At 39.4% G+C, this 13,540-nt stretch carries 10 protein-coding genes; 1 reads left to right on the top strand and 9 read right to left on the bottom strand.

Annotation, left to right across the window (positions count from 1 at the left end; genetic code table 11):
* Positions 1-9 precede the first annotated feature (9 nt).
* The 8 genes from dnaN to rpmH all read right to left on the bottom strand — a co-directional run bounded on the left by dnaN (position 10) and on the right by rpmH (position 11,382).
* Positions 10-1,194 (bottom strand): DNA polymerase III subunit beta, encoded by a 1,185-nt coding sequence (gene dnaN / locus HN459_09070; GenBank protein MBT3479594.1) that lies wholly within the window; start codon positions 1,192-1,194, stop codon positions 10-12.
* Between the two features lie 310 nt (positions 1,195-1,504).
* Positions 1,505-2,842, bottom strand: coding sequence for a hypothetical protein (locus HN459_09065; GenBank protein MBT3479593.1), 1,338 nt, complete (start codon positions 2,840-2,842; stop codon positions 1,505-1,507).
* A gap of 143 nt (positions 2,843-2,985) precedes the next feature.
* A complete protein-coding gene (locus HN459_09060; protein ID MBT3479592.1) occupies positions 2,986-6,105 on the bottom strand; it encodes a DEAD/DEAH box helicase in 3,120 nt (1,039 codons plus the stop codon).
* Between the two features lie 32 nt (positions 6,106-6,137).
* Complete coding sequence (mnmG, locus tag HN459_09055; GenBank protein MBT3479591.1) at positions 6,138-8,021, bottom strand: tRNA uridine-5-carboxymethylaminomethyl(34) synthesis enzyme MnmG; 1,884 nt, start codon at positions 8,019-8,021, stop codon at positions 6,138-6,140.
* Positions 8,022-8,027: 6 nt separating this feature from the next.
* Positions 8,028-9,344, bottom strand: coding sequence for a tRNA uridine-5-carboxymethylaminomethyl(34) synthesis GTPase MnmE (mnmE, locus tag HN459_09050; GenBank protein MBT3479590.1), 1,317 nt, complete (start codon positions 9,342-9,344; stop codon positions 8,028-8,030).
* Positions 9,341-10,996: a membrane protein insertase YidC gene (yidC, locus tag HN459_09045; protein ID MBT3479589.1), complete on the bottom strand. Its 1,656-nt coding sequence runs from the start codon at positions 10,994-10,996 to the stop codon at positions 9,341-9,343. The genes mnmE and yidC overlap by 4 nt, the downstream gene beginning before the upstream one ends.
* A gap of 1 nt (position 10,997) precedes the next feature.
* Positions 10,998-11,231, bottom strand: coding sequence for a membrane protein insertion efficiency factor YidD (gene yidD, locus HN459_09040; GenBank protein MBT3479588.1), 234 nt, complete (start codon positions 11,229-11,231; stop codon positions 10,998-11,000).
* A 16-nt stretch (positions 11,232-11,247) separates the two neighbouring features.
* Positions 11,248-11,382: a 50S ribosomal protein L34 gene (gene rpmH, locus HN459_09035; GenBank protein ID MBT3479587.1), complete on the bottom strand. Its 135-nt coding sequence runs from the start codon at positions 11,380-11,382 to the stop codon at positions 11,248-11,250.
* Positions 11,383-11,548: 166 nt separating this feature from the next.
* On the opposite strand from rpmH, the gene dnaA reads away from it, so the two are divergent.
* Positions 11,549-12,913 (top strand): chromosomal replication initiator protein DnaA, encoded by a 1,365-nt coding sequence (gene dnaA / locus HN459_09030; GenBank protein ID MBT3479586.1) that lies wholly within the window; start codon positions 11,549-11,551, stop codon positions 12,911-12,913.
* Positions 12,914-12,920: 7 nt separating this feature from the next.
* Here dnaA and HN459_09025 read toward each other — a convergent pair whose 3' ends face one another.
* The gene (locus HN459_09025; GenBank protein ID MBT3479585.1) at positions 12,921-13,472 is read right to left on the bottom strand and encodes a hypothetical protein; all 552 of its coding nucleotides are present in this window, start codon (positions 13,470-13,472) and stop codon (positions 12,921-12,923) included.
* Positions 13,473-13,540: the final 68 nt, after the last annotated feature.

The following is a 13,540-nucleotide window of genomic DNA, read 5'->3' as shown; positions in this document are numbered from 1 at the left end:
TTTCAAAACCTAATCGTTTAAACGGATTGGCATAAGAAGCATGGTTAGGTTTGAGTTTTCACCTTGCGTACCAGGATAAAAAAGGGCAGCGCTAATTGGTGTTTTAAGTTTAATTATAACCGTTTCATTGTCAATATGAGATAAAATGTCTTTTAAATATGATGCGTTATACCCTATAACCAAGTCGTCCCCACTAAACTCTCCATATATTTTTTCTTGCGCTTTAGATGCTTTTTCTGGATCCTCTGTTGTTAATTCAATTTTATTTTTTGTTAATCTTAAAGCTATTTGGTGGGTTGATTTATTCGAAAATATTGAAACTCGTCGCGCGGCCGATAATAAAACGTTTTGATTTACAGAAAGCTCTCTGTCGTTGTCTTTGGGTATAACGCTTTCAAAGTCAGGAAACCTCTCGTCTATAATTCTAGTAAAATAAGTGTCTTCTCCAATTGCTGCTGTCATGTGGTTATCACCCATCCACATTTGAATTGATTCCCCCTCCCCCAACACGCCCGATAACATACTTAAAAATTTTCGCGGCACAATTACGTCACCAGAGAATTCGTCTGCTGAATAATCACTACGAGTGTATCGCACCAATCTATGGCCATCTGTAGCTACCGCTGTTAGTTCTTTTTTCCCAAAGCGAAAAAGAACCCCTGTTAATGCTGGTTTTAGTTCATCACGGCTTACAGCAAAAGCTGTTTTTGAAATCATATCTTTTAGGGCATCTACAGACACACCTGTCGACTTACGGTTGTCAACCTCTGGAATAGCGGGAAACTCTTCTGAAGGTTTTCCCATTATATTATAAGACCCAACCTCAGTTATTATTTCTATTTTATTATTTTCATCTGCACTCAGAGTTATTCTTGCGTCTTCTGGAAGTTCGTTTGTTATATCTTGTAAAGTTTGAAGTGGGATTGCGATACTTCCCGGTTTTTCAATACTTGTTGGAAGGTTAACAATAATAGTTATTTCAAGATCTGTTGTTCTTAATACAGTGTTGTTTTCTTGAACGTCAAACAAAACGCTACTTAAAATGGGTAATGTAGATCTCGTTGGAGTTGCTTTAGATAGTTTTTGTAAAGCAGATTGAAGTTCTGTTTTCGAAGTAGAGAGTTTCATGTTTTTTTCCTGAAAATTAATACTGACTAAATCAATAAAATGTGTGTCAAAAAAATCTAATGACATTACCAAAAATGTCGTGTTTTAACAAGCGAATTTCCGTCAGAAGAAAGTGTCTTTTAAAATAAAAAATTTTTATTACTATAGAGAATATTTATAATAGTGTGGATAAGGTATATATAATTAGAAAGAAGAAGAAGAAAGGTGAAAAATAAAAGCACTTTTCAATAAAGACTTAATCCAAAACTTCATGTGGATAATAAAAAAAACATTGTGGAAAAACTAAAAGATTTCAACAAAAAACAAATTTCATCTAATTATTTTAATCACATATTTTTGAATGTGGAAAAAAACTGTGGAAACTGTGGAAAGATGTTCAGTTAAGAATGTTTATAAAGAGTTTTTTTCGAGATTCTTTAACCCAACTAGAAAACCAATCCCCCTGTTTTTTGTTTAAAGCAAGCACCTCTATTTTGTTCCAGTGTTTTTGAATGTCGGGTTCACCACCCGCTTTAACAGCTTCCACCCACAATAAATGGTAACCAAATTCAGAGCGAACAGGACCAGCGCACTCGTTTTGGTTTATCCGGTCGAGAACCATTCCAATCTCAGGAACGGGGTATGTTCCCGGGTCAATCCAACCAAGAGCACCACCGTTTTCTTTGGTTTGATCGTCCATAGAGCGAGATTTAATTGTTGAAATAAAAGCGGAAAGTGTCTCTGAAGAATCTTTTAAGGAAACCGCAATATTATAAGCAGCTGTTTCATCGTTGTCTGTTAATGGCGGACTCATTAAAATATGGCGAACCTTTATTTTATCACCGCGAATTTCCTGTGTTTCTATAATGTGATACCCAAATTCTGTTTTAATAGGCATACTTATTTCTCCGGGATTAAGCGTAAAAGCGACAGACTCAAACTCAGTGACAAGGTTTCCGCGACGAACAAAACCCAACGAACCACCACTGTTTTTTGATCCAGGATCTTGAGAATATTCTGAAGCGAGCTTTTCAAAAGTAGATGTTTTATCTAAAATGTTTTGGCGAAGCTCTTTTAAGAGGTTTGTTGTTTTGTTTATTTGTGTTTTGTTTGGTTCTACCTTAATAAGAAGGTGGCGCAACTTAACTGTTGTGGGGAAAAAAGGAAGACTGTCTTTGTATGTTTCAAAAAAAGAACGCACGTCTTTTTTGTTTACGGATATTTTACCAATTAGCTCTCGTTGATATTTTTGAGTAATCATCATATCTTTTATATCATACCAATATTCACGACGGAAGGTACGCAAAGGCTGTCCCAAAGCTTTTTCTGCCGCTTCTTCGCTCCCAGCTTGGGCAACAATGTTGTTGACCTGTTCCTCAAGAGAGCGATCAACCTCTTTATCTTGAACTTCTATAGAATCTAACTCAGCCATTACCAAAACAACCTTGCGGTTTATAGTTGTTTCTGTTATTTCTGCTTTTAGTTTTTGAATTTTATCTAAATCTGTTTGGGGATTGAGACGTCGTTGCATAATAACCATAGACAGGGCTTGGTTTATATCGCTTTTCAAGATAGTTTTGTTTCCAACCATAACAGCGAGGCCATCAATAGCTTGTAGGTGTTTTTTTTCTTTTATAGACAGGGGTTCGTCATTGGAGGTATTTACCTCGCCCAGCTGTGGAACTACAAACGAAAGACTAAATATAAAAAGAAATATGCGCTTAAATTTTTTCATGAAAACCTTTTTATTGGACAGAAAAACAAAAGAAACCGTTGGTTTTTAAGGTTGGTTTATACTCCAAAAACACACCAAGGTTTCGGCGAAATTTCAAAGGATACCCAATGAATTGTTTTTAACCAAAAACACAACTCATTAAATTACGAAGACAATACCCGTGAAAACAATTCTTGGAATTGCATCGCAAGAGAAAAAGATTCACCGGTTGAGCTGGTTTCAATAGAAACAACAAGCGAACCAGATTTTAAGGGTTCAATTTTAAAAACATAGAAAGACTCGTTTAACACCCTTTGAAGCGAAACAAAAAAAGCCAGCGGATCTTTTTCGTTGGGCACAGCATCAAGAACAAAAGAGGTAAACGAAGGGCCAAGGTTACACTTTGAAATGGGATACGGAAAAAGAGAACACTGAATTTGTGTGATTTTAAAAAGCGTTTCTGTTTCTTTTGGAATAGGACCAAATCGGTCGCGGAGCTCAGAGCGAATTTTTTCTAACCCAAAGACAGTTGTTTCGCTGGACAGCTTTTGGTAGAAATACAAACGATCTTGAACTAAAGGCATAAAATCTTTTTCAATTTGCGCAGAGCCCCCGAAAACAATCTTTGCTTTCTCTTTTTTACTATCATCCTCAACGCCCTTCTTTTTTTGAATTTCCTGAGTTAAGATTTTGTTATATAACTCAAAACCCACTTTTGATATTTGTCCGCTTTGTTCATACCCAAACAAATTTCCAGCGCCCCTTATTTCCAAGTCTTTCATTGCAATATTATACCCTGACCCAAGGGCAGAGTGGTGTTCAATCGCTTTTAACCGCTGATAAGCATCAGGAAAAAGTTTTGTTTCTTTTGGAATACATAAAAAACAAAAAGCCCGAATCTCACCTCGACCAACACGTCCTCGGATTTGATATAACTGGGCAAGGCCAAACATCTGCGCATTGTTAATAATAATTGTATTTGCGTTGGGAACGTCCAATCCTGATTCAATTATAGTTGTACACAAAAGGATATCAATCTTTCCATTAAAAAAACTGAGAATGGTTTTTTCCAAATCTCGGCTCGGCATTTGACCGTGCCCAATTGCAACCGACGCATTTGGAAAAAAGGACTGTATTTTTTCAAGATAAAAAGGCAAACCACTAACGTCGTTGTGTAAAAAATAAACCTGTCCGTTGCGGTTTATTTCTTTTTTTATTGAGTCTATCACAAAAGGCCATTCGAACTGTTTTACATAAGTCTGTATTGGGAGTCTTTCGCGGGGCGGTGTTTCAATTTTTGAAGTATCTCTAATTCCAACTAAAGACTGTTGAAGTGTCCTGGGTATTGGGGTTGCTGTAAGAGTAAGGATGTCAACGCGGTTTTTAAACCGGCGAATTTTTTCCTTATGCTTAACGCCAAAACGGTGTTCTTCGTCAATAATTAGTAGGCCGAGATTTTCCGTAGGAACATCTTCCCCAAGAAGGCGGTGTGTTCCAACCAAAACATCGATTTTGTTTTTGTGAAGCTTTTCTATAATTATAGACTGTTCTTTTTTTGTTTTAAACCGTGACAATAATTCTACATTTACACCCAAAGATCCCAACCTGTTTTTGCAGGTAATATAATGTTGATCAGAAAGCACTGTTGTCGGTGAAAGAAAAAAGACCGCTCGCCCAGACACAACTGCTCGCAGGGAGGCGCGAAGCGCAACTTCTGTTTTACCAAACCCCACATCTCCATAAACAAGACGATCCATTGGAGCGGGTTTGTCCATATCTTCGTATATATCGTTTATAGCTGTAAGTTGGTCTTTTGTTTCTTGAAAAGGAAACCCCTCCTCAAGTTTTTGAGTTAATTCGCGATCAACAAGATAACGAAACCCTCGAGGCGTTGAGCGAGCTTTATATAAATTAATAAGATAATCAACAACCTCTGCCGCGCTCTTTTTGGTTATAGCTTTTTGTTTTTCCCAAGCCCCAGACCCAAGGCGGGAGAGCTTTGGTGAGGAACCCCCAAGGCCTATGTATTTATGGACACGATTAAAACGATTCAAAGGGACAAAAACAGAACCTCCGCTGGCATATTCAATTTTAATATTTTCTTCGTGGTTGTTTTTGTCGCCAATGGTTTCTAAACCACGATAGAGACCAATGCCATAATCTTGGTGTACGAGGGGATCCCCCCAGCGCAATTCTACCAAGGACGATATTTTTTTATGGCGGAGCCCACCTGAAAAAGCTGAAGACTTAGGCGGTTTTAAGTTTTTTTTTCCAGGAACAACAAAACAAGCGACACCGAGAGACGGGGCTTTAAAACCGCCCGACAAAAAACTTTTTATTTCAACCATTTCATCAGATCTGTAAAAACCCCTCGAAGCAGGGTTAAATAAAAAAACATCTGAGGAATTGTTTTCACCCAACGCACTATCCACAATTGTTTGTTTTACCACAGAAGAAGATGTTTCAATTTGAAGTGGCTCCACGTAGATGTTGATTTGTTTTTCACCCCCTAAAAAAGAAAAACCATTTTGAGATATGTATAACACAAAACCACAACAACCAACCAGCGTATCAAAAAGAGTTTCCACAGAGTCTTTTTCGCGTAGAACTGGGGGTAAAAGCTTGAAATTGTCACGGTCCCCCTCAGAAAGTTGTGTCTCGGGATTAAATATTCTTATAGACTCAATTTTATCTCCAAAAAACTCAATACGGATAGGGTGGTTGGCGTAAAGCGGAAAAACATCTAAAATACCACCGCGGGTAGAAAAGGTGTTTGGCGCAGAGGTGTGGTCAACCTGTTCATACCCCCAACGAGAAAGACCTTTAAGAACAAGAGCCCTAACAACGGAGGAACCTTTTGAAAAAACAAAAGAAGATTTGATGTTTTTATCTGGAGATGAAATTCGTTTTTCGGCCGTTTTTGTTGAGGTTATAAACAAACCGGAGGGTAATTCTGTTAACGCATTAAAAGACCGTGTAAACAAAACCTGGTTTTGAGAAACAAACCCAAGAACAGAAGAAGTGTCGTCATAGAGAAGGGGAAAGAGATTAACATCCTCACCTAAAAGTGAAAAACAATCAGCGGAAAGCGCCGTTGCTATATCTTCGTCATCACAAAGAACGCCAATGCGACCACCGGTTTGATCTAAGAGGGCAGAAAGAAGAACAGATTGAGCCGCAAGGTTGTTGATGGAAAGAGAAAAACCAAGCCGACGATTAATTCTTGAGACAATATCAAGAAAAACAGAAGAAGAAGAAACGGTCCTTAAAAAACGTCTATTCAAAAGGTTAAAACCCGAAATTGTTTCACGTGAAACTATTGGGTGGAACTTAAAAACACAGATAAAACAGAAATGTCGGCCGGGGTAACGCCAGAAACGCGCATTGCCTGTCCAAGTGTTTGCGGTTTCACCAGGTGGAGCTTTTCTCGAGCTTCATTGGAAAGGCTTTTTATGCCAAGATAGTTAAACTGGGCAGGGATGGCCCGCGTTTCTTGTTTTTTCATTTTTTTTATATGATCATCTTGGCGTTTTATATATCCTTTATATTTAACAAGCGCCTCAGCTTCAACAAAGCTTTCAAACAAGAACGGTGAGAGCTTATAATTTTCTTTTATTTTACAAAAAAGACTCTTTGGTAGGTCTTGTATACCCACAGAGGGCCTTTTTAATACTTGTTTTGCCGGCCCAGCCCGATCCAACGGGGACTCCCCCAGGCGTTGCAACGTTTGGTTTATTTCTAACGGTGAGATAGAAATATGAAGCGCATCCGATATTTCCCCCAAGAGGCTTAGTGCCTTTTTTACGTTTTCAATTGAAGGGGGCGGTAAAAGAGAAAATCTCTCCGATTTTTTGAGAAGTCTAGAATGTGCGTTTGAAAACCGCAATAGAATTCTATATTCAGCTCTAGAGGTAAACATACGGTAAGGTTCTAGTGTGTCTTTTGTAATAAGATCATCAATAAGAACACCGATATATGCCTCATTTCGGGAGAGCGTCAAAGGGGGGTTGTTATCTATATGTTGCACCGCATTGATTCCCGCAATCAAACCTTGAGCTGCGGCCTCTTCGTATCCGGAAGTACCGTTGATTTGCCCGGAAAAGAAAAGGCCAGAAATCTCTTTTGTTTCTAGGTTGGCTTTTAGCTGTGCAGGAGAGAAAAAATCATATTCAATGGCATACCCTGGACGAAAAAAACGAACAGACTCCAAACCGGAGACTGTGCGTAAAGCGCTTAACTGAACATGTTCTGGAAGGCTTGTTGAGAAGCCGTTTAAATATATTTGATCAGACCCCAACCATTCGGGTTCAAGAAAAAGAGCGTGGGAATCGTGGTGTGAAAACCGGTGGATTTTGTCTTCAATTGAGGGACAATATCTAGGCCCAACGCCACTGACGTCTCCAGAAAACATTGGGCTTTGGTGTAGATTTTCTGCTATAATGTTTTTACAAAGCGCCCCAGTTCTGACCGTGTGACAAGGAATATTAGGCGGAGAAAAAGAGGTTGTCTGATAAGAAAACGGCGTTGGGGTTTTGTCCCCCAAAGCTAACGAAGTTTTCGACCAGTCAATTGAGCTTTTATCGAGCCTCGGAGGTGTCCCTGTTTTTAACCTACCCGCTAGAAAACCCCTTAAGGAAAGAGCCTCTGTAATCCCCTCTGCGCCACTTTCGCCCATTCGCCCTGCTCGAATCTTTTTTTGACCAATATGAATAAGCCCATTTAAAAAAGTTCCACAGGTTAGCAACACGGCCAAAGAAAGGATTTTTTGACCGCCACGCAACACGACGCCCGTCGCGCGGTAATTTGTTATAAGGACATCAATCGCCTCCCCCTCAACAATAGTAATATGCGAATGATTTAAAACTAAACTAGAAACGGTTTTTTCGTAACGCCGCTTGTCAACCTGGGCTCGGGGAGACCAAACAGATTTGCCTTTTGATTTATTCAATATTTTGAACTGAATCCCGCTTTGGTCTGTTATTTTTCCCATAAGGCCACCAAGCACGTCGATTTCTCGGACAATCTGTCCTTTTGCCAGCCCACCGATTGCGGGGTTACAAGACATTCGACCAATTGCGCCAAGGTCTAAAGAAACAAGAGCAACGCGTTTTTGTTTGTTGGCCGCAATAACTGCGGCTTCTATACCAGCATGGCCACCGCCGACAACAATAAGGTCAAACTGTTTTGAAAAGTGTTTCACGTGAAACTATTTTCCAACACAGAGGGTACTAAAAACATGGTTTAAAATATCTTCCGAGGATGTTTTCCCCAATATAGTATCGATTGAATCAAGGGAGGCGCGAACCTCAAAAGACAAAAGCTCCAAATCGACAGTGTTGTGTTTTGATAAAGCGAGAGCTTTTTTAATAGAAGAAGAGCATCTTTTTATGGCGCGGTGTTGTCGAGAGGTGGACAAGTACATTTCTTCAGTAGAAATCTTGTTTATACCTAAGGCAACAGAAATTTCTTTTTTCAGCAAAGCCACCCCGCTATTGTTTTTTGCAGAAATATGTATAACGCCATCGTCGGTTTTTGTGCGGTTTGTGTCTGATTTATTAACAACTTTCAACACGGGGGTTTTATTGTGAGACAAATGTTTAGAATGAGGCTTGTCGGTAAGGGAAAGAATAAGATCTGCGTTGTTAATTTGATCTTTTGCTCTAGCCACACCCATTTTTTCTATTATATCATCAGATTCCCGGATACCGGCAGTGTCTATAAAAAGGACTGGTGCTCCCCCCATTAAAAGTTCCACCTCAACCGTATCTCTTGTTGTTCCTGGAATGTCGCTAACAATCGCACGGCTGGATCCAGCAAAAAGGTTTAAGAGCGTAGATTTCCCCACGTTTGTTTTACCAACAATAACAACAGAAGCGCCACGATTTAAAAGACGACCAAGATAAAAATTGTTTTTAAAACGATCTATTACCACCAAAATAGAAGTGAGCTCCTTGAAGGCGGACCTGTTCTCACCAGGAACGCTATCCTCTTCAGAAATATCCATTTGATATTCAAACCGAGACAGTAAAGAAATTAGTCGGTCCCTAATTTCATGTATAATAACTGAAAGAGACCCCTTAAGAATCTTTTGTTGGCAGCGGGCGCTTTCAGCAGATTTAGAGTGAATTAAAGACGCGACGGCCTCGACCTGGAGTAAGTCCATTTTACCATTAAGAAAAGCTCTTTTTGTGAATTCACCAGCATTCGCAGGGCGCGCCCCAAGAGAACAAAAGGCATTAACCACATCTTCAACAACAGCAGGGTTTCCGTGGGTAGAAATCTCAACGAGGTCCTCTCCGGTGTATGATTTGGGCCCAAAAAACGCCGTAAATAAACAACGGTCTATTTGAGAGCCAGACCCATCTTTTAAAGAAGAGAGTGTGGCTTCGCGGTCGTTAAGCTGTTTTTTACCAGAAAGCGCGGATAGATAATTAAAGGAATTGGGACCGCTTATGCGTATAACAGCTATGCCACTATAACCAAAGGGAGTTGCGGGCGCAACAATCGTGTCACCCGTTGTCATTTTTTCTTTAGTTTACTTGGCGGGGGAGAGGTTATGGCTGGCGCTGGAGTAAGATATTTTTGTTGAACAATTGATAAAATATTGAAAACAGAATAATAAAGATTTAATCCAGACGGAAAAGAATAAAAAATAAACAGGAAAAAAACATTCATAAAATACATCATGACTTTTTGCTGGGTACCACCACCAGAGGGGGCCATAAATTTTTGCTGTAAAAACATTGTAATACCCATTAAAAAGGGCAAAACGTTTAAAGGATATCCCGCAATTGTTGTCAGGGTGTCGGGCGTGCTAAGATCGGTGATCCAGCCAAAAAACGGCGCACCGCGAAACTCAATGGTAGAACGAAAAACAGAGAAAAAGGTAATAAGGATGGGCATTTGAAGCAACATAGGCAAACAACCACCCATAGGGTTTACACCACGTTCTTTGAACAGCTCCATTTGGGCTTTGCTTAGCTTTTGCTGATCATTTTTATATTTTTCCTTAAGCTTTTGAATCTCGGGCTGAACCTCCTGCATCTTACGAGTAGATTGAAAACTTTTTTTAGTCAACGGGTTCAATAGTATTTTTACAAGAATAGCAAAGATAATTACAACAATGCCATAGTTTGGTATGGCGCTATGCATTTTGGTAAGAGACCAAGTAACGAGCCGCCCAAGGGGACGAATAATAGTCCAACCAAGATCCATGGTTTTTTCTAAATCAACACCAAGATTTCGAATTCGGCTATATTCCAAGGGCCCCATATATAGGTGAAAACCACCGCGGGCAGAAGTGCTTTGTCTTAAATGCGTTGAAAAGATTGGTCGGTTTTCATCCATTGTTCCTACGACAGAAGCACCAACTCCGGGGTCGTCTGGTATAATTGCGGAAATAAAATATTTGGTTTTAACGGCGGTCCAGTTTGTTTTACCCGTTTGTTTTTCTTGAGTGGTAAGGCCTTCTTTTGCTGTTGGCTCAAGCAACTCGTCTCCCAAATAAGCGTATCCCTTAAAATGGGTGAAATCGTCTTTGATGTTTTTTTCTGATGGAGCCAACCCACCGCTCCACGATAAAGTGTATTGTCCCCTGGAAATAAATTTTTCAGGCTGTTCAAAGGAGACATCAACACCAATTTTATAGGTGTTTGGATAAAAGGTAAAGATTTTTTTAATTAAATAACCATCAAACACGGTACTAAAAAGGACAGACCGCTGTTTACCTGTGACTGAAATAGACTTCGAAGATTCTGCCAAATCCCAATTTTTATTTAACAAAACATTGTCACCATCCAAGGAAATAAAACCAAGAATAAGATTTTCTTTGTTGAATGTGTCTATAGTGTTAACAGATGTTGAATCAAAACGACCATAGTTATTTAAAACAAAAGAAGAGAAGGAACCTCCACCAGCACTACTTAGAGTTGCTGTGAATAGTCCATTATTTATAACGATGGATTTTTCATCATTATCTGGTGTTCTTCTTTTAATGGGACCCAAACTGGTGGACTCGCCATTTTTAAGCTGCTCCGACGTCGAAGGAGAACCAACCTGAGAGACCGAATCTTGTGGAACGGCCTCGGGTTGTGGCGCCACAAAGTTCATATACCAGGGGGTTAAAATTAAAACAATAGCAATTAAGCTAAAGGCGAGAAGGGTTTTTCTGTCCATATTATTTAGGAACAGGGTCTATGCCGCCACCGGAAAAAGGGTGACAGCGAAGAATCCGTTTGGTTGTTAAAAAAACTGCTTTTAGAAAAGGTAAAGACCTAAAAGCGCCAATTCCATATTGAGAACAAGTTGGGCGAAACCGGCAATTGTTGCCCAGAAACGGCGATAGCGTTATCTGGTATAACTTAATTGCTCCGATAAATATGGAATTGAGACTTTTGTTAATAATGCCCATAAATAAGGCGAGAGACTTAAGCAGAAAGAGACTTTCTTCCTTTTCTTCTTCTGCGAGCGAGCACTTTTTTCCCACCCACCGATGACATCCGCGAACGGAAGCCATGTTTGTTTTTTCTTTTTCTTTTGCTTGGTTGATATGTACGCTTCATTATTACTCCAAAATTAGCCGGGGAAAATACCCAAACTCTTAAAAAAGACCAAAGGAAATGGTTAAAAAATATTGGACGAAGAAATAACTACAAAACAAGCAAAAAGACAATTGTTGTACAATAGAAAAGGGGCATAAATTGGGATTAATATGATTGTGGAAAACATGTGGAAAACTTATATATGAACCATTTAGATCTTTGGGAAAAGGCGAAAAAATCCCTTCGAAAAACCCAGCCTGCACACGCCTATTCAACTTGGTTTGATCCAATCGCCTCTATAGGGTTTAACAACGATGAGCTTATTTTGGAAGTTCCAAACCAGTTCTTTTTTGAATGGATACAGTCTCATTATAAAAGCGTTATTCAAAAGGAAACTGCTGATTTCTATCCGGCCCCGCTTACTATTAAATACACAGTTTCACCAGAAGGATCGATTAAAAACAATATAGAGGGAAACCTAAAGTCTTCCGTAAAGGAGGTTGCCCCCCACATTAAAAAGGCTAATTTAAATGAAAAATATAATTTTGCTTCATTTATAGAGGGCGGACACAACCAATTTGCAAAAGCAGCAGCGTTAAGCGTTGCAGAAACGCCAGGAAAGCAAGCATTTAACCCCCTAGTTATTTATGGTGGTGTTGGCATGGGGAAAACCCACCTTTTACACGCAATTGGCAATAAGGTTTTTAATGAAAGACAAAAGAAAAGAGTCGTTTGTGCCTCCAGTGAAAAATTCACTTTAGAATTTATTTCATCAATTCAAAAAAACAGAACGGCTGAATTTTCTAAATCATATAGAAATGCAGACATATTATTAATTGATGATATTCAATTTTTTCAAGGAAAAGAGCAAACCCAAGAGCAATTTTTTCATACCTTTAATGAATTGTTTCAAGCTGGGAAACAAATTGTAATGACAGCAGATAGATATCCCGGTGAAATGGTTGGTTTACAAGACAGGCTGTTATCCCGGTTTAAATCTGGCCTTGCAGTGGATATCCAACCCCCGGACTTTGAAACAAGGGTGGCTATTGTAATGGAAAAAGCAGAGCAAAATGGTCTAAAGCTTCCATATGATATAATTGAACTGATAGGAACCCACATCAAATCAAACGTAAGAGACCTTGAAAGCACAATTATTCGACTGTTGGCCCACTCTTCCTTGTCAAACAAAGAAATTGATTATGACCTAGCCAAAAAAGTTGTTAAAGAAAGATTGGGATCAAAGGTTGTTTCAGATTTAACAGTTGAAGAGATTGTTCGGCGAGTATCAGAAACAACCCACATAAAAGAAAGAGACATTGTTGGGGCGAGCAGGAAAATGGAAATTGCAGAGGCCAGACAGATATCCATTTACTTGTGTCGAGAAATTTTGGGAACCCCGCTTGTTAGTATTGGCATGCATTTTGGAGGAAGAGACCACTCTACTGTTTTACACGCCTGTAGGGTTATGGGGAATAAGACAAAAAAAGACCAACGGCTCGGCGCATTAGTGGGGGAATTAAAAAACGAATTATCCTTTGCGATAAATTAAAAACCCCCTACTCTTCTTCGTCTTGATAATCTTGGTAATATTCCTCATAATAGTCTGCATAATCATTCGGAGAATAGCCCTCACCCCCATCACCAAGATCCGAATCGTCTAACCCTTCTTCGGTCGGACCACCCACCTCTTCTGGCGCGGAATTTATTTCGGGAACCAAAAGGGATGCAGAATCAGAGCCTTCGGGTGTAGACAAAACAGGCGTATTGTTTTTAAATAAAACACCGAGAAGGACAGAAAAAAAAAGCAAAACAGCCGATCCCACCCCCCCCTCTATATTAAAAACGAAACCACCAAACATGTTTCTTTCCCAACCATAGTTTAAAAAAACAGCAAAAGAAAGCAGAACGCCGAATAAAATTATTATATTACCCGTGACGCTTGGCATTTGGGTTTCCATGACTGCCGTGTAGAGGAACCAGACCAAAACACCAGAAATAGACAGAAAGATGCCTAATAAATAATTTTCTGTGAAGATTGAAAAAAAGAAAGCAACAACTGCCGTTGCCGGAACGAGCAGACCAATCCCGGCCTTAATGTTATTATTCATAATTGAATACCGCGTTAATAGTAAGAAGAATCTCAGATTTATCCTCAGAAAATTGCCTAGGAAAGGGC

Source organism: Candidatus Neomarinimicrobiota bacterium, assembly GCA_018647265.1.
Taxonomy (GTDB): domain Bacteria; phylum Fidelibacterota; class Marinisomatia; order Marinisomatales; family TCS55; genus TCS55.
Note: the sequence above shows the minus strand (reverse complement) of the source record. Positions and strands in the feature narration are given on the sequence as shown.